The sequence below is a fragment of the Algimonas porphyrae genome, from assembly GCF_041429795.1.
Taxonomy (GTDB): domain Bacteria; phylum Pseudomonadota; class Alphaproteobacteria; order Caulobacterales; family Maricaulaceae; genus Litorimonas; species Litorimonas porphyrae.
This window is the reverse complement of sequence record NZ_CP163424.1, coordinates 2,070,945-2,094,002: the sequence shown is the minus strand read 5'-3', so window position 1 is coordinate 2,094,002 and position 23,058 is coordinate 2,070,945. Positions and strand designations below refer to the sequence as shown.

Genomic DNA, 23,058 nt, shown 5'->3' with positions numbered 1-23,058 from the left:
AGTATCGACTGATGGAGAGACCCATGGCGATCACTGCCGCAATGGTCAAAGAGCTGCGCGACAAGACAGGCGCAGGTATGATGGACTGTAAAAAAGCCCTGAACGAGAACGATGGCGACATCGAAGCCGCAATCGACTGGCTTCGCAAGAAAGGTATCGCGAAAGCGGACAAGAAAGCCTCTCGCGTCGCTGCCGAAGGTCTGGTCGCGGTTGCGACGGATGGAAACAAGGGCGTTGCCGTCGAAGTCAATTCCGAGACGGACTTTGTTGCTCGTAACGAAATCTTCCAGGCTGCTGTCGCCAAGATCGCGCAGCGCGGGCTTGATATGGATAGTTCCGATGCTCTGGCAGATGCCGAGCTGGAAGGTGGCAAGTCGGTCAAGGAGTATCTGACAGAGCTGGTCGGCAAGATCGGTGAGAACATGTCGTTCCGCCGGATGGAGTCGCTCAGCGTGTCGGAAGGCGTCGTGTCCAGCTACATTCACAACGCGGTTGCGACCGATATGGGTAAGATCGGCGTTCTGGTCGCGCTTGAATCCTCAGGCGATAAGGCGGCTCTCGGCGAACTGGCTAAAAAGATTGCCATGCATGTCGCCGCGACCGCGCCTCTGGCCAATACGGTCGAAGATCTTGATGCCGCGATTGTCTCGAAAGAACGCGAGATGCTGAAAGCCGAGGCCTTGGAATCTGGTAAGCCGGAAGCGATTGTCGACAAGATGGTCGAAGGTCGCATGCAGAAATTCTTCAAGGAAAGCGTGCTGGCAACGCAAGTCTTCGTCATGGATGGCGAACGCACGATCGAAACCGTTCTCGCCGATGAAAGCAAGACGCTCGGCGCTGACATCAAGCTGGCTGGCTTTGTCCGTATGGCCGTCGGTGAAGGGATCGAGAAGAAAGAAGAGAACTTCGCCGAAGAGGTCGCAGCAGCCGTCGCAGGCTAATTGCCCTCGTTCATGGCATTTCGCCCGTCCCGGTTTAGATCGGGGCGGGCTTTTTTGTGACTGCGGCTTGGATATGCCGACGGTGTGGGATAGAGCCGCGAAAATTCTTCGCCAGAGGACCTTATGTCGACTTACAAATATAAGCGTGTCTTGTTGAAGATATCAGGCGAAGCGCTGATGGGCGATCAGGATTACGGTATCGATACGGATACGGTGAAGCGGATTGCGGGCGAAGTGGCCGCTGCCAATGATAAAGGGTTACAGATCGCTTTGGTGATCGGTGCGGGGAATATTTTCCGGGGCTTATCGGCTCAAGCGACAGGGATCGAGCGGTCTACGGCAGATTATATGGGCATGCTGGCGACGGTCATGAATGCGCTTGCCATGCAAAGTGCGCTCGAACAGATGGGCGTGGACACACGCGTTCAGTCGGCCATTCCGATGCAAACCGTCTGCGAAAGCTATATTCGCCGGAAGGCCGTGCGTCATATGGAAAAGGGCCGAGTCGTCATATTTGCAGCTGGAACCGGCAATCCCTATTTTACAACAGATACGGCCGCTGCGCTCCGCGCTGCGGAGATGGATTGCGATGCCTTGCTGAAAGGAACACAGGTTGACGGCGTCTATGATTCAGACCCGAAGACGAACCCTGATGCCAAGCGCTATGAAACGCTGTCCTATCATAAGGTTCTGACCGATGATCTGAAGGTCATGGATGCATCGGCAGTCACATTGATGCGGGAAAACGATATTCCAATTATCGTCTTTTCAATTCACGAACTGGGTGGTCTTGATGCGGTTATGGCCGGTGAGGGAACATCGACCCAGATAAAGGCTTGATTTGGCCATGATGAATGCCACTAGACAGTAAAGGAGCGGCGTAATGACATTTAAGCTATCAGATTACCGGAAGCGGATGGATGGCGCGCTCAACTCACTGCGCAAGGAGTTTGGCGGTCTGCGTACAGGACGGGCCAATGCGGCTCTGCTCGACGGTGTCGTTGTGTCTGCCTATGGCTCGGAAATGCCGCTTAACCAGATCGGGTCCGTTTCCGTTCCGGAACCCCGCATGCTGACCGTATCTGTCTGGGACAAAACCATGGTTGGCCCTGTCGAAAAGGCGCTGCGCCAAAGCTCGCTAGGCCTGAATCCTGTTGTCGACGGCACGACCCTTCGCATTCCCATGCCGCCCCTGACAGAGGAGCGTCGACGGGACTTGGCCAAAGTAGCGGGAACATATTCGGAGAATGCCAAGATTGCCGTTCGCAACGTCCGACGCGACGCGATGAACACGCTCAAGCGCCTCGAAAAGGACGGCGAAATGAGCGAGAATGAGCAGAAGGCACATGAAAAAGATGTGCAGTCTGCAACGGATGAGGTTGTCGGAAAGATCGACGACGCGCTGGCCCACAAATCCGAAGAGATCATGCAGGTCTAGATCATCGTCGGAATATCTGCATATCGAGGGGCCATTCCAGATCATGTCGCCATCATCATGGATGGCAATGGGCGCTGGGCGCAGGCCCGCCGCCGTCCGCGCAGCTTTGGTCACCGCGCAGGCGTGGAAACCGTACGGCGAATTGTCGAAGATGCATCAGAAATCGGTATCAAGCATCTGACACTCTACAGTTTTTCAACAGAAAACTGGACACGACCCAAGGCGGAGATTGCAGCGTTGATGGCGCTGATGCGCGAATATATTGAGGCGGATCTGAAACGGCTTGCGGATGAAGGCGTCCGGATACGCATTCTTGGCACCCGGCAGGGCCTGAAGGCTGACGTTCTCCGCCTCATCGATATGGCTGAGTCGCAGACGGCGACCAATTCGGATTTCAATCTCAACATCGCATTCAATTATGGTGGACGTGACGAACTGCTGAGAGCCGCCGCGAAGGCGGTCGCTTCAGGGGCCGATATGTCGACCATGGACGAAGCCGGGTTCGGGGCGTTCTTCGATACGGCAGGCCAACCTGATCCGGATCTCGTCATACGCACAAGCGGGGAGCGAAGGATTTCGAATTTTCTGCTCTGGCAGGCCGCTTATGCGGAGTTCGTATTTACAGATGTGTTGTGGCCTGATTTCCAACGGTCTGATCTAATCGATGCCCTGACAGAGTATACACATCGCGAGCGCCGCTTCGGAGCGGCTGATACGTCGGAAGTCGCCTGATGGTCGAGGTCCCCGGGACACGCTGGAAAAATCTTGGTCCGCGATTGCTCACAGCCATCGTTCTTGTCCTGATATGTATCGCGCCCTTCTATATTGGCGGGTTTGTCTGGGCTCTTCTGGTTGCGCTAATTGCTGTCAGGATCATGTATGAGTGGATGCGGATGACGGATCCGGATGCGGGTCTGATCGGCCAATCGATCGCCATGATCGGATTGGTCGTCTCGCTTGTCTATGCCGTGCAGGGTCTGCCGGTCTGGGCGATTGCAGCTCTGTGCGTGGCGACCTTCTTCGCCGTGGCGGAACGATTGCCACGCGGAGGGACCGGCTGGACAGCTATCGGACTGCCCTATGTGATTTTGCCAGCGGTGCTGCTGATCCTATTGCGGGGCTCAGATGTCGGCTTTGATACGCGCGGTTTTACGCAACTCATCTTCATCATCGTCATCGTAATTGCGGCCGATGTCGGAGCCTATTTCGGAGGCTCATCCATTGGTGGGCCCAAGCTGGCACCTAAATTGTCACCGAACAAAACTTGGTCAGGGGTCGTGTGTGGACTGATCTTCGCGTCCGTCGTGGCTGTCATAGCTGGGCTTTTCATCGGCCTGCCAATATCACTGTCTGTTCTGCTGGCCGTGCCGATCGTCGTTTTTTCCGTGGTCGGGGATCTTCTCGAGAGCACCGTCAAACGCCGTGTCGGCATTAAGGACACCGGTACACTGCTGCCTGGACATGGCGGATTGCTCGACCGACTGGACAGTTTGATGCTGGCCGTCGTCGGCGGAGCCCTGTTGTTCATGTTGATCGGCGATAGCTGGCCCATCGCATGACGCGGCGTATTTCGGTATTAGGATCGACCGGGTCGATCGGTCTCAGCACGCTTGATCTGCTGGAACGCGCTCAGCCCGGTGAGTTCAAGGTGGTCGGCCTTTCGGCCAATCGGAATGTCTCGCGTCTTGCCAGACAGGCTATCCAGTTCGACGCCGATTGTGTGGCAATTGCCGATGAGACCTGCGCTGCAGAGCTGAAGTCCGCTCTGTCGGGCCATGATATCGACATTCTTTCAGGACCCGACGGTGTCACCGAAATGGCGGAACGGCCCGTTGACATCACGATGGCCGCGATCGTCGGTGCAGCCGGACTCCCCCCAACATTGGCTGCGGTGTCCCAAGGCAATACCGTTGCCCTCGCTAATAAGGAATGTCTTGTCTGTGCGGGCGCGACCTTCATGACTGCCGTGAAGCGTCACAAGACGACGCTATTGCCGGTCGATTCCGAGCATAACGCCATCTTCCAGGTCCTGGATCGTGACCGGCCAGCAGGCGTACGCAGGCTGATTCTCACGGCTTCGGGCGGCCCTTTCCGGGAGACGTCGCTGGATGATCTGCAGCGTGTCACACGGGAAGATGCGCTGGCGCACCCCGTCTGGTCGATGGGGTCGAAGATCAGCATCAATTCCGCGACGTTGATGAATAAAGGGCTGGAATTGATCGAAGCGGCCTGGCTGTTCGACCGTCCGTCACATGAAATCGATGTCGTGATCCACCCGCAATCCGTGATCCATTCCATGGTCGAATATGTTGACGGTTCCGTCCTGTCCCAGATGGGGTCGCCCGATATGCGCACGCCGATTGCCTATGCGCTGGGCTGGCCCAACCGGATGGAAACACCGGTCGCGCCGCTGAACTTCCCTGAACTTGGGGCGCTGACATTCTTCAAGCCGGACCTGGTCCGGTTCCCGGCGTTGCGCCTGGCACGTGAAGCACTGGAAGCTGGCGGGCAGGCGGCGTGTGTCCTTAACGCAGCGAATGAAGTGGCTGTCGAAGCTTTTCTACAGGGTCGTATCGCGTTTCTCGACATTGCGAAGACTTGCGAACTGGCGTTGGAAAAATTGAGTGCAGAGAGCGATTTCGCCTGCAGCTCGGGTGCCATGCAGTCAGTTATGCATTTTGATGGCCTGGCGCGCGCTGCTGCAAATGAGCATATTGTAAACTTGTAAGCGCCTTCTAATGCGCTAATCGCCTGACAGACCCGGAATCGGGCCGCCAGTGTCAGGACCCCGTGCTCGCCGAACTTTTATATCTCTTCCTTGCCGCGATCGCCTTCTTTGTCGTGATCTCTGCATTGGTCTTCTTTCATGAGCTCGGCCACTATAGCGTGGCCCGTGCCTTTGGAATGAAGGTCGAACGGTTTTCTATCGGTTTCGGCAAGGCCATCTGGCAGCGTCGTTCCAAATCTTCCGGCACCAACTGGATGATTTCGCGCATTCCTCTGGGTGGCTATGTAAAGTTTGCAGGCGATGCCGGAGCGGCTTCCAACCCTGATCAGGCGGCACTGGAGCAGATCCGGGCTGATCATGGCGATGTGAGCGATATTTTCCACTTCCGTCCTGTCTGGCAGCGTGCTCTCGTCGTTCTCGCCGGCCCGATCGCAAATTTCATTCTGGCGGCCATTCTGTTCGCGATTGCCGTAATGTGGGTCGGTACGACCCATCCGGAAGCCCTTATCGGCGAAGTCGAGGCCGAGAGCGCGGCCGCGCAGGCCGGAATATTGCCGGGCGACAAGATTGTCGCAATGGACGGGCGAGACATCTCTGACTGGGTGGATATGGCGCGACATATTCAGCTGCGCGGGAATACTCCAATCGAGACGGTTATTGAGCGGGGTGGCCGTCTGGAAACGATAATCGTCGTTCCTCGTATGATAGAGGACAAGGATTTCATCGGTGGCCGAATGACGCGCGGCAAGTTTGGCGTCGGCCTGTCGCCGGACGCGGAGATGGAGACGCGCACATATAATCCCGTTACGGCCCTAATGTTCGGAACGCAGCAGGTCGGTAATACGATCAGCGCGACGGGCCACTATATTGGTCGGATTTTCAACGGGAAAGAAGATGGTAAGCAGCTTGGTAGCGTTGGGCGTATTGCCACGATGGTCGGCAAGTCGACTGTTGATGTCGCGCGAACCGAAATACCGGTCAGCGACAAGGTCAAGGCCTTCACATTTCGTATGTTGCAGCTGGCAGCAGCGATCTCCGTTGCCTTGGGTTTCGCGAATTTAATCCCGATCCCTATGCTCGACGGTGGACATCTGATGTTCTACGCGTATGAAGCGGTCGCCGGGAAACCGTTGAGCCAAAAAAAGCAGGAGCTCGGTTTCAGGGTGGGAATGGCTGTGTTACTTGCGCTTTTTGTCGTTCTTACCATTAACGATATCGGCTATTTCAGAAGCTTGTAACCGGACTGCCGCGAATGGGACCTCTCCACATACGGACGGAATTGCGCACCTTGTCGTCGCACTGCGCGTCGCTGTTGTTTGTGCTGGCTATCTTGGGCGCATTGGCGCTTCCAGGCGCGGCATCAGCCCGACAGGATGCTGCTGCCGCTGCGCCTGAGACGGCTCCAGCCTATCAACCCCCGACGCGTATCCGCAGTATTCAGGTCACGGGCAATCAGCGCGTCGAAGCCAATACGGTCGCCTCTTATCTGCTGTTCTCCCCGGGCGATCCCTATTCCGAAGAACGCATCGATTTGAGCCTGAAAACTCTGTATTCGACAGGCCTGTTTGCAGACGTGCTGATCGATCCGCGTGACGGAAACGTTCTGATCCAGGTCATTGAAAATCCTATCATCAACCGCGTTGTCTTCGAGGGAAACCGCTCTCTGAAGAGTGACAAGATCAATGATGAAATCAGCGCGGAACCACGCTCTCTCTTCACGCGTGCGCAGGTCCAGGAAGATGTTCAGCGTATCATCGAACTGTATCGGCAGTCTGGTCGTTTTGGCGCCACAGTCGAGCCGAAGGTTGTCGAGCAGCCTCAGAACCGGGTCGATCTGATCTTCGAGATTTCCGAAGGCCCGGTCACCGGCGTCAAGAGCATCAATTTTATTGGCAACACTGAATTTTCAGACCGTAAGCTTCGTAAGGAAATCGCGACGTCGGAATCAAGCTGGTACAAGTTCTTCGACTCGAACGATAATTACGATCCAGCCCGGCTCGAATTCGACCGTGAGCAGTTGCGCACCTTCTATACCAATCGGGGCTTCGCGGATTTCCGCGTCGTGTCCGCAGTCGCGGAGCTAACCCCCGATCAGGAAGATTTCTACATCACCTTTACGCTAGATGAAGGCGGCGAGTATCGTTGGGGGGATATCAGCGTTGAAACGGAGCTGGAGGCGCTGAATAAGGACTTCCTAGAAAGACTTGTCAATATCGAGGAGGGGGAAGTCTATAACTCCTCGCAAATCGAGAATGCGATCGACAATCTCAATTTTGCAGCCGGAACTAGTGGTTACGCCTTCGTCGATATTCAACAGGATCTTCGTCTAGATCGCGAGACGAAGACGGTCGATCTCGTCTTCAACGTCGTTGAGGGGCCGCGCGTCTACATCGAGCGGATCGATATTGTCGGCAACACGACGACACTGGACTACGTCATCCGTCGCGAGCTCGAACTGGTCGAAGGCGATGCGTTCAATAGGATCCTGCTGGATCGGTCGCGCAATCGTGTTCGGGCGCTTCGCTTCTTTGAAGAAGTCGAAATCGAAGAAAGCCAGGGATCGTCGCCTGACCGTGCCGTTGTCGAAGTCCGCGTGACAGAGCAACCTACGGGTGAACTGTCTTTCTCTGCCGGTTTCTCCTCTGCAGATGCATTCTTGGTCGACCTGTCCATTACGCAGCGTAACCTGCGCGGTCGTGGACAGTTGCTGCGTGCGGTCATCCGAGCTTCATCGAACCGCCGCGAAATCGATTTGCGCTTTACGGAACCACGCTTTCTCGGACGAAATCTTGCAGGCAGCATCGAGCTCTTCGATGTTGTTATCGACTTCCTGGACGAAGCCGGTTTCCGCTCGACGCGGACGGGTGGTCAGGTCAGTTTGGCTTTCCCACTGACTCAGAACACAAGTCTGTCTGCGCGTTATTCGTTACGATCGGAATCGATCGAGTTTCCTCAAGAAAATCAGTGTGATCAGGTGCTACAGGCCTCGCAGACCGGTCAGTTGTCCGCCCAGAGCACACAGCTTTTGTCGCTCTGTCAGCAGGTTGGCGGGCGTCTGTCATCCATATTCGGCTACACGTTCGGATGGGATCGGCGGAATGATCCGATTACGCCCACCGGTGGTTTCGATGCGCGATTCAGCCAGGATGTCGCCGGTATTGGCGGCGATGTCCGCTACCTTCGCACGGATGTCCGCGGTAACTATTATAAAGGCCTGTTCCCAGGTGTTATCGCGTCGGCCTCGCTTTCAGGGGGCTATATCCGCGGCTGGGGTGGTGACCCCGTTCAGATTAATGACCGGTATTTCAAGGGCAACTTCGATTTCCGCGGCTTCGATAATGCCGGTATCGGTCCGCGCGTGGTCAATTATGTGGCGGAGACAGGTTCGACGCTCATTCCGACCGCTGCGGGTGGCTTTGACGGCCGCGCGCAAGCTCAGGGCGGCAATTTGTTCGGACTGGCTGCGGCTGAGGTGAGTTTTCCTGTTGGATTACCCCAGCTTCTCGGTTCATTCTTCATCGAAGCTGGCACAGTCGGCCTACTGGATGAGAGTTTCCAGTATAACATTATAACGGATCCCGGTGCTTCGGGCCTGACAGCTGGTGCCAGCTGCGACGGCGTGACGGCGGCGGGGGTTATCTGCCAGCGCACGGTCGACACGCTCGACCCACGCGTAACGGCGGGAGCCAGCATCTTTTGGGAGAGCCCGTTTGGCCCGATCCGCTTCGATTTCGCGCAGCCGATCGTCAAACAACCTTTCGACGACAGACAGTCGTTCCAGTTCACAACCCGTACGAGGTTCTAGCATGCTTACATTGACAACCCTTCGCCGCGTCGCCATTGGCGGGGCCATTGCCATGGTCACCAGCGCAGCCGCCTTCGCGCAGAGCACAATCCTCGTCGTCGATACGACCAAGGCTTATAATGATAGCGCGGTCGGGCAGCATATTGCCCGTCAGGTCGAAACCATGGCGAAAAGCACAGGCGCGCAGCTGAGCGCACAGGCGACTCCGCTCGAGTCACAGAAGAAAAATCTGGAACTGCAGACGGACGGTAAGTCCGAAGCGCAAATCCGTCAGGACGCCGCCTTGGTGTCTCAACTTCAGACCTTCCAGAAAAGCGCTCTGAAATTGCGTCAGGACACGGCTGTTGCTCAGCGCGAGCTCCAGATGACAGAGGCCAAAGCGCGTCAGCTCGTCTCGGCCAAAATGAAGACGATTATCGATCAAATCGCCAGAGAGCGGAATGCCGATGTTGTTCTGGAAAAGCAGCTGGTGATCTATGGCGAACCGGCCGACATCACGGCGACAGTCCTTTCCCGTCTGAATGCGGAAATGACGACCGTTCCTGTCGTCCGGGAGCGCATCCCAGTTGATCGCACAGGATCCTGAGATATCGCGATACGCGTTACGTGCTGACACGGGACGTGTTTTGAGGGGCGGTTATCCGCCCCTTATTCGTTCGATATGATCGATACGCGTTTCTATGAACTGATCGAGGGCGGGCTGTCAGTGTCCGATCTCTGCGCGCGACTTGATCTTGCTGCACCCGAAGGCTCTCTCGCCGAAACCCGTATTTTCGAACCGGCGCCGCTTGTGACATCACAGGCGGGCTCGTTGGCATTTCTCGAAAGCCGGAAGCATTCTCCAACGCTAGAAACCGCGAAAGCCTCGGCCTGTTTCGTCACTGATGCCTTAGCAGACGCTGTGGCGGAGCGGAACATCGTCCCGCTGATCTGCAAGGCCCCCAAATATCAATTGGCCCGTGCCACGGATATTCTGGTTAAAGCGGCGAAGCGGCCTGCCGAGATCGCACAGGATAGCCATATCCACCCCTCGACGATCATCGGTCCGGGGGTCGTCATTGGATCTAATGTATCGATTGGCCCGAATTCGGTTATTACGAATGCCATCATCGGCGATGACACACATATCGGTGCATGTACCGTCATCGGTGGGACCGGCTTTGGTGTGGTTACAGGACCGGATGGCGCGATAATGTCAGTTCCACATGTGGGGCGCGTGCTGATTGGCCGGAATGTCCGAATCGGTTCCAACACCTGCATCGATCGTGGCCAGTTAGGCGATACGGTGATCGGCGATGATTGCCAGATCGACAATCTAGTCCAGATCGCCCACAACTGCGTACTGGAACGGGGATGTGCTTTGGCAGGTCGGGTTGGAATTTCAGGCTCATGTCATATCGGCGAGGGGGTGCTGATGGGCGGCAGTGCCGGGCTTGCCGATCATATTACGGTCGGTCCCGGCGCGCGTCTGGCCGCCTTTGCAGGTGTCATGCATGATGTTCCCGCAGGCGAGACCTGGTCCGGTATTCCGGCTATGCCGATCCGAGATCATATGCGTATTGTTGCCAAGGCAAAACGGGATATTCGGAAATGACGCACACACTCCCGCTGGAACGCGACGATGTCGCCGGGCTTTTGCCACACTCCGCTCCCGCGCTGCTCGTCGACCGCGTGCTTGCCTTCGATGGGCGCGCAACGCATGCACAGGTTCACGTCGCACCTGACTGGGATGTCTTTCGGGGACATTTCCCGGATCGGCCCATTCTGCCTGGCGTCTTGATGATTGAGATGGTCGCGCAGACAGGGGCGCTCACCGGGCTGCTCGGCGGCATGGTTCATGACGGCGCTTTTCTTGCCTTTACAGGGATTAACAAGGCGCGGTTCAGGCGTCCGGTCGTGCCCGGCGAGACGCTGGACTTGTTTGCGGAACTGCAGGATGTTCGCCGCAATATTTACCGCTTCGTCGGTCGGGCGGAATGTGAAGGTCAGCGTGCGCTGACGATCGAGTTCCTCGCCAGCCCGCTGACGTTTGACGAATAGGCATGTCTGTCACCATACACCCATCTGCAATTGTCGATGCCAAGGCTGAATTGGGCGCGGATGTCGAGATCGGTCCCTTCTGCACGATCGGGCAGGGCGTCACGCTAGGGGATCGATGCAAGTTGGTTAGCCATGTGACGCTGGATGGTTATACGCGTGTTGGTGCGGACTGCACGCTCTACCCACAAGTCTCCATGGGTTACCCACCGCAGGACTTCAAACACGGCGGTGGCGGTCAAGTCGGCATCGAGATTGGTGAACGCTGTGTGTTTCGGGAAATGGTCAATATACATCCCGGAACGGATGTCGGAAAACCGGTCACACGCATCGGCAATGACGGCTATTTCATGGTCGGTTCGCACGTCGCGCACGAATGTCAGGTCGGCAACAATGTCACTCTGTCCAATTACGCGCAGCTTGGCGGAAACGTCCAGATTGGTCATTATGTAACGCTGGGCGGGGTCAGCGCGATCCACCAGCATACGCGCATTGGTGATCACGCCTTTGTCGCAGGCATGGCGCTCGTGACGAATGACGTTATTCCCTATGGTCTCGTCATGGGGAATGCCGCCCATCTTCAAGGCCTGAACGTCATTGGCTTGAAACGCCGGGGCTTCGACAGGACGCAAATTCACCGGATGCGCGCAGCCTACCGCCTTCTGTTTGCCTATGAAGGCACTTTTGCTGAGCGTATCGAGGATGCAGCCAAACTCTATGCCGAGGAGCCGTTGGTGATGGAGATTATCCAGTTCATCAAGGCTCAGAGCGGTCGTAACCTGACTTTGCCGGACATGCGGCGGTGAGTACGAAGTCGATCCCGCATGTTGGATTGATCGCTGGTGGCGGCGATTTGCCGGTTCATGTCGCACAGGCCGTGGCCGAAACTGACAGCATGTTGACGATCGTTGAAGTGGAGTCCGATTCACCGCCGGGACGGTTTACGGGGTCTCTTCGCATGCCTTTATCAAGCTTTGGCAAGCTCCTGAAACTCTTCACGAAATCAAAAGTAACTCATGTCTGTCTGGCAGGGACGGTTGGTCGTCCCGACTTCTCGACTTTTAAGCCTGATTTTGCGGCCATGCGCTATCTGCCCGGCACACTGAATGCAGCTCGGCAAGGCGACGATGTGTTATTGCGGCATGTGATGGGCATCTTCGAGCAGAAAGGCTTTGAAATTATTGCGCCGCAAGCGCTTTGCGCGCGATTATTGCTAGCTGATGGCCCCCTCGGCACGCTGACAATGTCAGAAGGTCATCGTGCCGATGCGCAGCGTGCCATGGAAGTCGCGGAACTGATTGGACGTTCCGATATCGGGCAGGGCGCTGTCGTCGTGGACGGCGTCGTTCTGGCGGTCGAAGCCCAGGAAGGTACGGACGCGATGCTGGAACGTGTTGCCGGTCTACCTGCCGCACTCAGGGGAACTGCGTCGGATCGCCAGGGCGTGCTGGCCAAGCGGCTGAAGCCAGGTCAGGATCAGCGCGTGGATCTGCCGACATTGGGGCCACGGACCGTCGAGCTTGCCGCCATAGCCGGGCTGGCAGGGATCATCGCTGATGCGGGCGAGGCCTTTGTCATCGACAGGGTTCAGACGGCCGCATTGGCCGACAAGTTCGGCCTGTTTGTCATTGGATTGCCGAAGCGTCCGGTTCGTGATCTCGACTGATCTTCTCATCGTTTCGGCAGAGCCGTCTGGAGATGCATTGAGCGCAGGCCTCATTCAGGCGCTCAGACAGCATTCCCCTGAATGTTCCATCGCGATTATCGGAGGCGAGGCCGTCGAAACGAGCGGTCAGAAGAGCCTCATGCGTGTCGAGGAACTCGCAATTCTGGGGTTTGTAGAGGGGCTTACAGCCTACCCGTTTGTTCTGAAAAAGGTTCAGGAAGCCGTTGCGATCATCATGGCCGAAGATCCGCGTGCGGTCGTTCTGATCGATAGTTGGGGTCTGATGGTTCGGATTGCCAAAGCCCTTAAGAAACAAGGGTACAAAGGCAAGATCATCAAATATGTCGCGCCACAAGTCTGGGCAATGCGATCCGGACGCGCCAAAGTTCTCGCACGCTATATCGACCATCTCTTGTCGACGCAGCCGATGGATGCCCCCTATTTCGATGCGGTTGGTCTGCCGCAGAGCTTTGTCGGCAATCCGGTTCTGGATACGGACTATGGTAGCGGCGACGCGCAAGCCATGAGGGCTGATCTGGGCATCGCGCCGGAAGAGACCGTTATCGGCCTGTTCCCCGGCAGCCGTCCGTCAGAAATTGAAAGGGTTGCCCCCGCCATTCTGGCTGCGGATGATGTCTTGCAGTCGTTGACCGGGGGGCACCGCTCCATTTGTATCGTTGCGGACAATATCCGTACTGAAATCGACGAATTGCTGAAAGGCAGTCAGATCATGGCCGTCGGACAGAACCGCTTGCTGGATGTACTGCCCGCTCTCAGTGGTGCCATTGCCTGTTCCGGCACGATTACGACACAACTGGCGGCTGCAGGTGTGCCGACTGTCGTGATGTACAGACTGTCGCCTCTAACCCATGCGATTGCGAAACGCCTGATGAAGCCCGATCACATCTCGCTCGTCAATATTGCAGCCGGGGAAACCCTGATGCCGGAATATATACAGGACGCCGTCGATGGCCCTGAACCTGCGAAGGCGCTTTTCGACATGATCAGGACTGATGAGCAGCGAGTAGAAATCGCGAAGCGACTGATCCAGCAAACGCGCGAGATGGGTGCTGGAGGAGAGAACGCGTCCGACAAGGCCGCACGCGCCGTTCTTGATCTACTGGTTTAGCGGTTGTCGAGCGAAACGTAATCGCGTTCCGTCGGTCCGGTATAGAGCTGCCGTGGCCGACCGATACGCTGGCTCGGATCTTCCAACATCTCGTTCCACTGACTGATCCAGCCTGTCGTCCGAGCCAGGGCGAAAAGAACGGTGAACATGTCGGTCGGGAAACCGAGAGCGGATAGAACGATACCGGAATAGAAATCGACATTCGGGTAAAGACCGCGCTGGACGAAATAGTCCTCATTCGTCGCGATCTTTTCCAATTCCATAGCGACTTCGAGCACAGGGTTCGTAATGCCGAGCTCTCCGAGAACCTCGTGCGTCGTCTTGCGCATGACGTTGGCCCGCGGGTCCGTGGCTTTATAGACACGGTGACCAAAGCCCATCAGGCGGAACGGGTCGGACTTGTCCTTGGCCCGGGCAATATATTCGGGGATGCGGTCGACCGAGCCGATTTCGCGCAACATGTTGAGCGCTGCTTCATTCGCGCCGCCATGGCTGGGGCCCCACAGGCAGGCAATACCGGCGGCGATGCAGGCATAGGGGTTGGCACCCGAAGATCCAGCCAAGCGCACCGTCGATGTCGACGCGTTCTGTTCGTGGTCGGCATGAAGAATGAAAATCTTGTCCATCGCGGATTCGATGACCGGATTGACATGATAAGGTTCAGCCGGAACGGCAAAACACATGCGCAGGAAATTGCCAGCATAGGACAGGCTGTTGTCTGGATACATGTGCGGCTGTCCGACCCGGTATTTGTAGCAGCGGGCTGCGAGTGTCGGAATCTTCGCGATGATGCGGTGAATGGCGACGTTGCGGGCTTCATCTTCCGTCGTGTGTTGATCGTCATGATAGAAACCGGACAGGGCACCGACCGTCCCAGTCAGCATGGCCATCGGATGAGAATCTCGTCGGAAGCCATTGAAAAAGCTTTCGACCTTGTCGTGCAGCATCGTGTGATTGGTGATCGTCGCCGTGAATGAATCGAATTGTTTCTTGTTCGGCAACTCGCCATTCACGAGCAGATAGGCGACTTCCAGGAACGTGGATTTTTCGGCGAGCTGCTCGATCGGATAGCCGCGATAGAGAAGCTGACCTTTTCCGCCATCGATGAAGGTGATCTGGGATTCGGTCGAACAGGTCGATGTGTAACCGGGATCGAACGTAAAATGACCGGTTTGTTTGGACAGGTTGCGCACATCGATGGCAGGTTGACCCATCGTTCCGGATAGAACGGCAAATTCGGCAGGATCACCGCCATTGACGCTGATCGTTGATGTTCCGACTTGTTTGACTTTGTTTTCCATAGCTCTCTTCAATTCAGCCCATCAGGGGCATTGCATCCTCAATTCGGCCCAAGGTTTCGTCACGCCCCAAAAGCGCCAGAACCTCGTGTAAATCCGGTGACGGCGACCCGGCTGTCAGTGCAGCCCGAATGGGCGCTCCGATCTTGCCGAAACCGATATTTTGCTCGCTGACGAAATCGGTCAGGGCCGTATGTAAGACGTCAGACGTCCACGTCTCATCTTCTAAGGATTCCAGTCTGGATGTCAAAGCGCGCGCCAACGTCGCAGTTCCTTCCCGTCGCAGTGATTTCGCTGTCTTACCGGTGATTTCGAGTGGTCTACGGGTAAAAAGATAGGCTGCGTTGTCGGCCAGTTCGATCAAGGTCTTGGATCGGGGGCGCAAAGTCGGGAGTGCTTTCTCGATACGCTCGAGAACAGGCGTGGTGAGAGGGGCTTCCGCACGTACTGCCAGGAAGGGCCTTGCCGCGTCCAAGAGTGCCGGTGCGGGCATTTCGGCAATATGTTGCGCGTTGATGAAAGCCATCTTGTCGAAATCCAGCCGGGCGGGCGCCGAATTGATTCCATCGAGGCCGAATACCTCACTAATGGCCCGATCATTCAGGAAGATTTCACTGTCGCCATGGGCCCATCCCAATTTAACGAGATAGTTTCTAAGGCCGGATGGCAGATAGCCCATTTCCCGATAGGCTTCGATGCCTAACGCGCCGTGGCGTTTGGAGAGTTTCTTGCCGTCGGGGCCATGAATAAGCGGCACATGCGCCCAGCTCGGCGCGTCCCACTGCAAGGCATCATAGAGTTGCTGCTGTCGGCCGGCATTGATCAGGTGATCATCGCCCCGAATGACGTGCGTGATGCCCATATCATGATCATCCACGACGACCGAGAGCATATAGGTCGGGGTGCCGTCTGAGCGCAGTAGAACCAGATCGTCAAAGGTCCGGTTGTCCCATTTCACCTGTCCTTGGACGGCGTCTTCGATGATCGTGACGCCATCAGGCACTTTGAACCGCACAACGTAATCGCCACTGCCCTCGTCGCCATCGCGATAGGGTGAGCGGAAGGCCGCGCCAATTTCGCGGGCCGTGTCACGCAGTGACTGGACGTCATCGTCGCACAGATAGCAGCGATAGGCTGCGCCGGATTTGATCAGCGCCTCTGCTGCCTCGACATGTTGGTCTTGCTGCTGGCTTTGATAGATTATGGGACCATCGTGATGCACGCCAAGCCAGTCAAGACCATCGATAATGGCTTGGGTCGCTGCATCGGTTGAGCGCTCGCGGTCCGTATCTTCGATCCGGAGACACATTTCGCCGCCAACATGGTCTGCAAAATACCGATTGAACAAAGCTGTCCGTGCACCGCCAATATGCAAAAAACCCGTCGGCGAAGGCGCAAATCGGGTGCGGACGGGTCGGGTCATGTCGAGGGCGTCTCTTGCGATCTAGAGCAGGGTGCGCTCTATGCAAGAACATGGAGGCGTTTGAAAGCCAATTCCGGTCGCGCCTGCAGTTTCCGGCTGCGTTTATAGACATGGCGAAAACGGTTCTGCCCGCGCAAATCGGTTTCGAACTGGCGGTTATGTCTATGGCCATTGGCATCGGCCTCTATTTCGCTTGGCCGACGGAGCCTTCCCTCTGGGTTATCGGTCTCGTTCTGGGTCTGAGTCTGGCCTTGTTGCGCTTTATTCCCGACCTGTTTGCCGGACTGATATTGTGCTTTGTTTTTATGTGCGCTGGCCTCGCCTGGTCCGTCCTTCATACCGCACAATCCGACACAAATCCGCTCCTCGACGAAAGGCGCTACACGGTCACCGGTTGGGTGTCCGACATCGAACAGCAGGGCGGTCGCTCCCGTCTCCGGATCGAATTGACGGCGATTGATCCGGTGCCGGATACGGGAATGCCCTCCGCAGTGCGGATCAGGGGTGGCCGTGTGCTGCAATCGCTTGATGTCGGCGAGCATATTGCCATCGAGGCCGTTCTGGGTCCCCTGCCAGGACCCGCCGTGCCAAATGGCTACGACCCGGCGAGACGGGCTTTTTTCGACGGCCTGGCTGGATCAGGCTTTGCGATATCCGACCCGCAGAGGCTCACGGAGGACATGTCAGTCAGGGCCCGACTGCAACGGCTCATTCACGCCACGCGCCACACGATCGCCAATCACGTCATGACGCGCGCGCCGGATCGAACCGCCGGAGTTCAGGTTGCTCTGTTGACGGGGATTCGCCATCATATTCCGGACGACCAGACGGATAGTCTTCGCGCGTCCGGATTGGCGCATATTCTAGCCATATCCGGGCTTCATATGGGTCTGGTCGCGTTCGGTGTTTTCGTCACCATCTCGCTGGCTCTGGCCGCGATCGAGCCCTTTTCTCGCGGGCGGGATGTCCGGAAGATTGCCGCTTTCATCGCGATCATCGCGTCTACGCTTTATCTGGGACTGTCAGGCGCATCGGTTGCAACGCAACGTGCCTATATCATGGTCAGTGTGGCATTTACGGCGATCCTGCTCGATCGACGTGCGATCAGTATCCGTTCCGTCGCTGTGGCCGCCTTTCTGACATTGCTACTGCGACCAGAAGCGTTGACCAGCGTCGGTTTTCAGATGTCATTTGCCGCTGTGGCTGCCATGGTTGTTATCTTCAGAGCTTGGGACCGGTGGCGGCCACACCATCGCAGCGAATCCTTTCGGGATAGGATCAAACGGTTTTATGGATCTCTGTTTGGTACCAGCCTGATTGCGGGCTTCGCGACAGGCGGTTTCGCACTCCTGCATTTCGGCCGGTTCGCCAATTATGGCCTACTTGCCAATATGGCGGCGATGAGCGTGTTTCCGCTCGTCATGGCACTCGGCATCATATCGCTCATCCTGATGCCGCTCGGGCTTGACGGGTTGCCGCTCTGGCTGATGGGAATGTTGATCGAGATGATGCTGCGCGTGTCTGACTGGGTCAGCGGGCTTCCCGGCGCTGTCGGTACTGTGAAGGCCAGCGCGCCTCTGACCATTGCAACCTACGGGCTGGGGTTTGCGCTCGCCTGTTTTGCAACGCGGCGGGCCGTAATCATCGGGTGTGGCGTCATGGCCATTTCGCTCTGTCTTTGGGTCATGGCTCCGCGCGCCGATATGCGTATCAGCAAAAGCGGGCGCGTCAGCCTGATCGACGAAACGCTCGCGGTGACAAGCTCGGCCCGGGCTGACCGTTATGGACGGGAGCAGTTCGCACGAGCTTCGGGTGAACCCGAACTGTCCTGGCGTAACTACCATGATGACTTTGCCAATTGCGATGCGTTGGCTTGTCGTTTCACGCACAAGGATCACGTCGTCACGATCGTCGAGGCCCCTTCAGAAGTGCCTGACGCCTGTCGAGACAGTGATCTGGTAGTGCTGGTCGATCGAGACGCGGGTCCGGTGGCGAGGCGCGGATGCCAAGCTATGCTGATTGATCAGCGCGTCTTGTCACGAACCGGCGGCGTTCATCTGATCATGAAGGAGACGCTCACCCTTGTGCCGATCATCCATCCCAACCGTCGGAACAGACCGTGGGGAAAGGGGCGTAGACGCTGAGTTAGCAGACGGTTTAGTTGTAATTGCGGACGAGGCCAACAAGGACACCCTGAACCTCGACACGGTCAGGTCCATAGCTGCGCGTCGGATAATCCGGATTTTCCGCAATCAGTTCGACTACACCGTCGCGTTTATAGATCCGCTTCAAAGTCGCTTCGTCCTGATCGACCAATGCGACTACGATTTCGTTATTCCGGGCCGTATTGGTTTTGCGAACGACGACGACATCGCCGTCCATGATGCCTGCGCCGGTCATGGATTCGCCTTCGATCTCAAGCGCGTAATGGTCGCCATTACCTAGCATTGAGGGCGGCACGCTCATGAGATTATGGGAGTCCTCGATTGCTGCAATCGGTAAGCCTGCCGCAATCTTTCCGACAAACGGAATTTCGTAGCTATCATTGGCAGCAACGGGCGCAAGCGGCTCATCCTTTTGCAGCCCTTGCGGCAGTTTGATCACTTCCAGTGCACGAGCTTTGTTGGGGAGACGCCGCACGAAGCCGCGTTCCTCCAGAGCCGTAATCAGCCTGTGTATTCCCGATTTCGACGCCAGACCGAGTGCATCTTTCATTTCATCATAGGAAGGTGGCACACCGACCGCGCGAATACGGGTATCGATGAGGAGCAGAAGATCTTTCTGTTTCTGGGTCAGCATGACGGAGTCCTTGAACAAACAGGCAACATTGCACTCTGTTCTACACTTGTTCCGATTCTGTCAAGGAAAGGTTTATGCGCCTCTTAATCGACGGGTCGCCAATTCGACATCGGTTTGCCGCATCAGACTTTCTCCAATCAGGAAGGCTTGCGCGCCTGCGGATGTGAGCTGGTCGATGTCATATTCCGTGAAAATACCGCTCTCCGCGACCAAGAGGGCTGTGTCGGGCGCATGCCCGGCAACCCGGCCAAAAGTTGAAAGACTTGTTTCGAATGTACGTAAATCGCGGTTGTTGACCCCGATAAGCGTCGCCCCGAGCGCAACGGCCCGTTCCATTTCAGCCGCATCATGGGTCTCGACCAACGCATCCATGCCGAGTGCTTCGGCTTCTGCCATGATTGAAGCCGAGGTCCTGTCATCCGTCATCGCAAGAATGACGAGAATGGCGTCCGCACCCATCGCACGCGATTCCCGGACCTGTTCGGTTCCGATCATGAAATCCTTACGCAAAAGAGGGAGGTCAGATATGTTCCGGACCTGCCTGAAAATATCGGCGCTACCCTGAAATCCCGGAGCGTCCGTCAGAACCGAGAGGCATGTCGCGCCGCCCCGTTCATATGCGCCTGCAATTGAAACAGGATCGAAATCATCCCGGATCACCCCTTTGCTGGGCGAGGCTTTTTTGACTTCACAGATCAAAGCCGGAGCAGCTGCAGCTTGCAAGGCTGTCTTGAACCCTCTGGGTCGTGGTGCCAAGTCGATGGCCCGGTCGATGGCGTCCAGATCAAGCGCTCTCACTTCGTCGATCTTGTAAGCTGCGATGCGTGCCAGAATGTCGGGAACATCGCTCATCGGTTCGTTTCCACCACAAGCTCAGCCAGAATGCGGCGTGCGTGAAAGCTGTCGATCGCTGAGCGGGCCATATCCATGCCGCTGACGACATCGCCCGCCAAACCGGCAATCATCAGGGCTGCCCCAGCGTTCAAGATAACGATGTCGCGGTAATCGCTGGCGTTGCCATCCAGAAGGTCGGTCAGTGACGCCGCGTTTTCAGAAGGATGTCCGCCACGCAAGCTGCCCAGCGTTGCTAGCTCTAAACCGTAGCTCTGAGGCGAAATCGTGAAATCAGCGATGCGTCCGTCTTTCACTTCCGTGACATAGGTGGGGCCGGTTGTTGTGATTTCGTCGAGTCCGTCGCTGCCATGGACGACCCAGAGATGTTCAGCGCCCAGATCCCGCAGGGCTTCAGCCATTGGACGTCGCCACCTATCATCGCAGACGCCGAGCAGCATTCGCTGCGCGCCCGCCGGGTTGCTCATCGGGCCGAGCATGTTGAACAAGGTTCTGATTCCAAGCGCTTTCCGGGCAGGGCCGACGTGACGCATGGCCGGGTGATGGTTCGGCGCGAAGAGGAAACCGAGGCCGACAGACTGAATGATATCAGCCGTGCGATGAGGTGTGACATCCAGATTGACACCCAGTTCCGACAGTGTGTCAGCCGTTCCTGTCAGTGAGGAGGCCGCGCGATTGCCATGTTTGGCGACTTTTGCGCCGGCCGCTGCGCAGACAATGGCCGTCGCGGTAGAGATGGATAAGGTATGCAGCCCCGTTCCGCCGGTGCCGACAATGTCGATGATGTCCGCATCGATCTCCACGGGTTTCATATTGGCGCGCATGACCTCCGTTCCAATCCGGACTTCGCGCGCGCCGAGCCCGATCATTTCGAGACCCAGCAGCAATGCAGCAATTTGTTCGGATTGCGCGTCACCAGCCAAGATGGAGGTCAGTGCGTCTCGCAGCTGGTCTTCGCTCGGTCGCACATTCCGGCTCAGTCCTTTGAGGATGTCGGTGTCGAAACTCATACGGCTTGGTGTAAACCAGCAATACGCAGGAAATTGGCAATCAACGCATGACCATTCTCTGATGCAATGCTCTCAGGGTGGAATTGTAGTCCGTGAATAGGCCGGGTCGCGTGATGAAGCCCCATAATTTCCCCGTCATCCGTCCAGCCATTCACACGCAGCTCTCCGGGCAGGCTTTTCCGTTCGACGGCAAGGCTATGATAACGGGTGGCTTCGAACGGACTGTCGAGACCGTCAAACAGGCCGATTCCATTGTGAAAGACGGGGGATGTCTTGCCGTGCATGATCTCCTTGGCCCGTACGACGTGGCCGCCAAAGGCCTGCCCCATGGCCTGCATACCAAGACAGATGCCAAGCAGAGGAAGCGTGTCGGGAGCCCTACGGATCAGATCCAGACAGATGCCGGCATCGTCTGGTGTGCAAGGACCCGGCGACAGCAGGATCGCCGCAGCGCCGGCGTCCAGGGCCTGGTCGACCGTCAGTTCGTCGTTGCGTACGACCTCGGTCGTCGCGCCCAGCTCCTGCGCGTAATGGACGAGATTGAAGGTAAAGCTGTCGTAATTGTCGATAACCAGCAGCATCAGCTGTCGGTACGGTCTTTCAGCCACGCTTCCAGCCAGTGAATGTTATAATCGCCCGACTGGAATTCCGGATCTTCGATGAGGGCCTCATGCAAGGCTTTGTTGGTCGTTATGCCGGACACGACCATCTCGCCCAGTGCCCGCCGCAACCGCAGGATGGCCCCGTCGCGTGTGTGACCCCAGACAATCAACTTGCCGACCAGACTGTCATAATGTGGCGGGACAGAGTAGCCGGTGTAAAGTCCTGAATCCAAACGTGTATTCATTCCGCCGGGCGCGTGGAAATCGACGACTTTTCCGGGCGAGGGGGCGAAGGTGAACGGATGTTCGGCATTGATACGGCACTCGATCGAGTGTCCTTTGAACTTGATGTCCTCCTGCCGGTAATTCAGTGGCAAACCGGATGCGACGCGGATCTGTTCGCGAACAAGGTCGATCCCAGTGATTTCTTCCGTGACGGGGTGCTCGACCTGAAGGCGCGTGTTCATCTCGATGAAGAAGAATTCGCCATTCTCGTAGAGATATTCGACTGTGCCTGCACCGCGATAGCCGATCGCCTTGATTGCCTTGGCCGTGATCTCTCCGATCTCCGCCCGCTCCTCAGGCGTCAGAGCGGGAGAGGGTGCTTCTTCCAGAACTTTCTGATTGCGTCGCTGTAGCGAGCAATCACGTTCGCCAAGATGGACGACATTGCCATGCGTATCGGCCAGAACCTGTATTTCGATGTGACGTGGACCGGTCAGATAGCGTTCCAGATAGACCGCTCCATTGCCGAACGCGGCTTCAGCCTCCGTTTGTGCTGAACGCAAGGCTTCGTCGAGATCGGCTTCGGTTTTCGCAAGGCGCATGCCCCGCCCGCCGCCGCCGGCTGCGGCCTTGATCAGAACGGGGAAGCCGATGTCCTTAGCGATCGATTTTGCGGCGTTGAAATCCTCCACTTCGCCGTCACTGCCAGGCACGACGGGGATGCCCGCCGCAGCCACCGTTGCCTTGGCCGTAATCTTGTCGCCCATCACGCGGATATGTTCGGGTGTGGGGCCGATAAAGGTCAGGCCGTGCGCTTCGACGATTTCCGCGAAACGGGCATTCTCTGACAGAAAGCCGTAGCCCGGATGGACGGCATCCGCGCCCGTAATCTCGCAGGCCGCGATGATGGCTGGAATGTTGAGATAGCTATTGGTGCTGGAAGGTGGACCGACACAGACGGATTCGTCTGCAAGACGAACATGCATCGCATCCTTATCCGCTGTCGAATGGATTGCTACGGAGGACAGACCCATTTCCTTACAGGCCCGGTGGATCCGGAGCGCGATTTCACCGCGATTGGCAATGAGAACCTTGCTGATCATGA

Annotated in this window: 22 protein-coding genes; 15 read left to right on the top strand and 7 right to left on the bottom strand. The window is 56.9% G+C overall.

The window, feature by feature from the left end; all coding sequences use genetic code 11:
• Nucleotides 1-23: 23 nt before the first annotated feature.
• The 14 genes from tsf (at nucleotide 24) to lpxB (ending at nucleotide 13,744) form a co-directional block, all read left to right on the top strand.
• Nucleotides 24-941, top strand: coding sequence for a translation elongation factor Ts (gene tsf, locus AB6B39_RS10235; RefSeq protein WP_284370718.1), 918 nt, complete (start codon nucleotides 24-26; stop codon nucleotides 939-941).
• 123 nt (nucleotides 942-1,064) lie between these two features.
• Complete coding sequence (gene pyrH, locus AB6B39_RS10230; RefSeq protein ID WP_284370720.1) at nucleotides 1,065-1,781, top strand: UMP kinase; 717 nt, start codon at nucleotides 1,065-1,067, stop codon at nucleotides 1,779-1,781.
• Between the two features lie 43 nt (nucleotides 1,782-1,824).
• Entirely contained in the window at nucleotides 1,825-2,379 is a 555-nt protein-coding gene (frr, locus tag AB6B39_RS10225; RefSeq protein WP_371398555.1) for a ribosome recycling factor, read from the top strand.
• Between the two features lie 12 nt (nucleotides 2,380-2,391).
• On the top strand, nucleotides 2,392-3,111 hold the full coding sequence (uppS, locus tag AB6B39_RS10220) for a polyprenyl diphosphate synthase (protein WP_348520166.1): 720 nt from the start codon (nucleotides 2,392-2,394) through the stop codon (nucleotides 3,109-3,111).
• The gene (locus AB6B39_RS10215) at nucleotides 3,111-3,938 is read left to right on the top strand and encodes a phosphatidate cytidylyltransferase (RefSeq protein WP_284370723.1); all 828 of its coding nucleotides are present in this window, start codon (nucleotides 3,111-3,113) and stop codon (nucleotides 3,936-3,938) included. The genes uppS and AB6B39_RS10215 overlap by 1 nt, the downstream gene beginning before the upstream one ends.
• On the top strand, nucleotides 3,935-5,107 hold the full coding sequence (locus AB6B39_RS10210; protein ID WP_371398554.1) for a 1-deoxy-D-xylulose-5-phosphate reductoisomerase: 1,173 nt from the start codon (nucleotides 3,935-3,937) through the stop codon (nucleotides 5,105-5,107). Before AB6B39_RS10215 ends, AB6B39_RS10210 begins: the two co-directional genes overlap by 4 nt.
• A gap of 62 nt (nucleotides 5,108-5,169) precedes the next feature.
• Nucleotides 5,170-6,345: a M50 family metallopeptidase gene (locus AB6B39_RS10205; protein WP_284370727.1), complete on the top strand. Its 1,176-nt coding sequence runs from the start codon at nucleotides 5,170-5,172 to the stop codon at nucleotides 6,343-6,345.
• A gap of 14 nt (nucleotides 6,346-6,359) precedes the next feature.
• Nucleotides 6,360-8,912 (top strand): outer membrane protein assembly factor BamA, encoded by a 2,553-nt coding sequence (gene bamA / locus AB6B39_RS10200; protein ID WP_284370729.1) that lies wholly within the window; start codon nucleotides 6,360-6,362, stop codon nucleotides 8,910-8,912.
• A 1-nt stretch (nucleotide 8,913) separates the two neighbouring features.
• A complete protein-coding gene (locus AB6B39_RS10195; RefSeq protein WP_284370731.1) occupies nucleotides 8,914-9,498 on the top strand; it encodes an OmpH family outer membrane protein in 585 nt (194 codons plus the stop codon).
• Between the two features lie 75 nt (nucleotides 9,499-9,573).
• Nucleotides 9,574-10,506: a UDP-3-O-(3-hydroxymyristoyl)glucosamine N-acyltransferase gene (locus AB6B39_RS10190; protein WP_284370733.1), complete on the top strand. Its 933-nt coding sequence runs from the start codon at nucleotides 9,574-9,576 to the stop codon at nucleotides 10,504-10,506.
• Nucleotides 10,503-10,952: a 3-hydroxyacyl-ACP dehydratase FabZ gene (gene fabZ / locus AB6B39_RS10185; RefSeq protein WP_284370735.1), complete on the top strand. Its 450-nt coding sequence runs from the start codon at nucleotides 10,503-10,505 to the stop codon at nucleotides 10,950-10,952. Before AB6B39_RS10190 ends, fabZ begins: the two co-directional genes overlap by 4 nt.
• A gap of 2 nt (nucleotides 10,953-10,954) precedes the next feature.
• The gene (lpxA, locus tag AB6B39_RS10180; protein ID WP_284370738.1) at nucleotides 10,955-11,755 is read left to right on the top strand and encodes an acyl-ACP--UDP-N-acetylglucosamine O-acyltransferase; all 801 of its coding nucleotides are present in this window, start codon (nucleotides 10,955-10,957) and stop codon (nucleotides 11,753-11,755) included.
• Nucleotides 11,752-12,615 carry an LpxI family protein gene (locus AB6B39_RS10175; RefSeq protein WP_284370739.1) on the top strand — a complete coding sequence of 288 codons (864 nt, stop codon included), beginning with the start codon at nucleotides 11,752-11,754 and terminating at the stop codon, nucleotides 12,613-12,615. The genes lpxA and AB6B39_RS10175 overlap by 4 nt, the downstream gene beginning before the upstream one ends.
• Complete coding sequence (lpxB, locus tag AB6B39_RS10170) at nucleotides 12,602-13,744, top strand: lipid-A-disaccharide synthase (RefSeq protein WP_371398553.1); 1,143 nt, start codon at nucleotides 12,602-12,604, stop codon at nucleotides 13,742-13,744. Before AB6B39_RS10175 ends, lpxB begins: the two co-directional genes overlap by 14 nt.
• On the opposite strand, the gene AB6B39_RS10165 is transcribed toward lpxB, so the two are convergent.
• Both AB6B39_RS10165 and gltX read right to left on the bottom strand, forming a co-directional pair.
• Nucleotides 13,741-15,045, bottom strand: a complete 1,305-nt coding sequence (locus tag AB6B39_RS10165; protein ID WP_284370744.1) for a citrate synthase — start codon at nucleotides 15,043-15,045, stop codon at nucleotides 13,741-13,743. The genes lpxB and AB6B39_RS10165 overlap by 4 nt on opposite strands.
• 13 nt (nucleotides 15,046-15,058) lie before the next feature.
• On the bottom strand, nucleotides 15,059-16,465 hold the full coding sequence (gltX, locus tag AB6B39_RS10160; protein ID WP_284370746.1) for a glutamate--tRNA ligase: 1,407 nt from the start codon (nucleotides 16,463-16,465) through the stop codon (nucleotides 15,059-15,061).
• Nucleotides 16,466-16,575: 110 nt separating this feature from the next.
• Between gltX and AB6B39_RS10155 the strand changes: the two genes are divergently transcribed.
• On the top strand, nucleotides 16,576-18,609 hold the full coding sequence (locus tag AB6B39_RS10155; RefSeq protein ID WP_371398552.1) for a ComEC/Rec2 family competence protein: 2,034 nt from the start codon (nucleotides 16,576-16,578) through the stop codon (nucleotides 18,607-18,609).
• A gap of 13 nt (nucleotides 18,610-18,622) precedes the next feature.
• Here the strand turns inward: AB6B39_RS10155 and lexA are convergent, their stop codons facing one another.
• From lexA to accC, 5 genes are all read right to left on the bottom strand, one after another.
• Nucleotides 18,623-19,264, bottom strand: coding sequence for a transcriptional repressor LexA (lexA, locus tag AB6B39_RS10150; RefSeq protein WP_284370750.1), 642 nt, complete (start codon nucleotides 19,262-19,264; stop codon nucleotides 18,623-18,625).
• A gap of 72 nt (nucleotides 19,265-19,336) precedes the next feature.
• Nucleotides 19,337-20,116: an indole-3-glycerol phosphate synthase TrpC gene (gene trpC / locus AB6B39_RS10145; RefSeq protein ID WP_284370752.1), complete on the bottom strand. Its 780-nt coding sequence runs from the start codon at nucleotides 20,114-20,116 to the stop codon at nucleotides 19,337-19,339.
• Entirely contained in the window at nucleotides 20,113-21,126 is a 1,014-nt protein-coding gene (gene trpD, locus AB6B39_RS10140; RefSeq protein WP_284370754.1) for an anthranilate phosphoribosyltransferase, read from the bottom strand. The genes trpC and trpD overlap by 4 nt, the downstream gene beginning before the upstream one ends.
• Nucleotides 21,123-21,707, bottom strand: a complete 585-nt coding sequence (locus AB6B39_RS10135) for an anthranilate synthase component II (protein ID WP_348520167.1) — start codon at nucleotides 21,705-21,707, stop codon at nucleotides 21,123-21,125. The genes trpD and AB6B39_RS10135 overlap by 4 nt, the downstream gene beginning before the upstream one ends.
• Nucleotides 21,707-23,056: an acetyl-CoA carboxylase biotin carboxylase subunit gene (gene accC, locus AB6B39_RS10130; protein WP_284370758.1), complete on the bottom strand. Its 1,350-nt coding sequence runs from the start codon at nucleotides 23,054-23,056 to the stop codon at nucleotides 21,707-21,709. The genes AB6B39_RS10135 and accC overlap by 1 nt, the downstream gene beginning before the upstream one ends.
• Nucleotides 23,057-23,058 lie beyond the last annotated feature (2 nt).

Bases quoted from the DNA above. Each gene is read 5' to 3' on its own strand.
- tsf (WP_284370718.1), top strand. From the start codon at position 24: ATGGCGATCACTGCCGCAATGGTCAAAGAGCTGCGCGACAAGACAGGC.
- pyrH (WP_284370720.1), top strand. From the start codon at position 1,065: ATGTCGACTTACAAATATAAGCGTGTCTTGTTGAAGATATCAGGCGAA.
- frr (WP_371398555.1), top strand. From the start codon at position 1,825: ATGACATTTAAGCTATCAGATTACCGGAAGCGGATGGATGGCGCGCTC.
- AB6B39_RS10215 (WP_284370723.1), top strand. From the start codon at position 3,111: ATGGTCGAGGTCCCCGGGACACGCTGGAAAAATCTTGGTCCGCGATTG.
- AB6B39_RS10210 (WP_371398554.1), top strand. From the start codon at position 3,935: ATGACGCGGCGTATTTCGGTATTAGGATCGACCGGGTCGATCGGTCTC.
- bamA (WP_284370729.1), top strand. From the start codon at position 6,360: ATGGGACCTCTCCACATACGGACGGAATTGCGCACCTTGTCGTCGCAC.
- AB6B39_RS10195 (WP_284370731.1), top strand. From the start codon at position 8,914: ATGCTTACATTGACAACCCTTCGCCGCGTCGCCATTGGCGGGGCCATT.
- AB6B39_RS10190 (WP_284370733.1), top strand. From the start codon at position 9,574: ATGATCGATACGCGTTTCTATGAACTGATCGAGGGCGGGCTGTCAGTG.
- fabZ (WP_284370735.1), top strand. From the start codon at position 10,503: ATGACGCACACACTCCCGCTGGAACGCGACGATGTCGCCGGGCTTTTG.
- lpxA (WP_284370738.1), top strand. From the start codon at position 10,955: ATGTCTGTCACCATACACCCATCTGCAATTGTCGATGCCAAGGCTGAA.
- AB6B39_RS10165 (WP_284370744.1), bottom strand. From the start codon at position 15,045: ATGGAAAACAAAGTCAAACAAGTCGGAACATCAACGATCAGCGTCAAT.
- gltX (WP_284370746.1), bottom strand. From the start codon at position 16,465: ATGACCCGACCCGTCCGCACCCGATTTGCGCCTTCGCCGACGGGTTTT.
- AB6B39_RS10155 (WP_371398552.1), top strand. From the start codon at position 16,576: ATGGCGAAAACGGTTCTGCCCGCGCAAATCGGTTTCGAACTGGCGGTT.
- lexA (WP_284370750.1), bottom strand. From the start codon at position 19,264: ATGCTGACCCAGAAACAGAAAGATCTTCTGCTCCTCATCGATACCCGT.
- trpC (WP_284370752.1), bottom strand. From the start codon at position 20,116: ATGAGCGATGTTCCCGACATTCTGGCACGCATCGCAGCTTACAAGATC.
- trpD (WP_284370754.1), bottom strand. From the start codon at position 21,126: ATGAGTTTCGACACCGACATCCTCAAAGGACTGAGCCGGAATGTGCGA.
- AB6B39_RS10135 (WP_348520167.1), bottom strand. From the start codon at position 21,707: ATGCTGCTGGTTATCGACAATTACGACAGCTTTACCTTCAATCTCGTC.
- accC (WP_284370758.1), bottom strand. From the start codon at position 23,056: ATGATCAGCAAGGTTCTCATTGCCAATCGCGGTGAAATCGCGCTCCGG.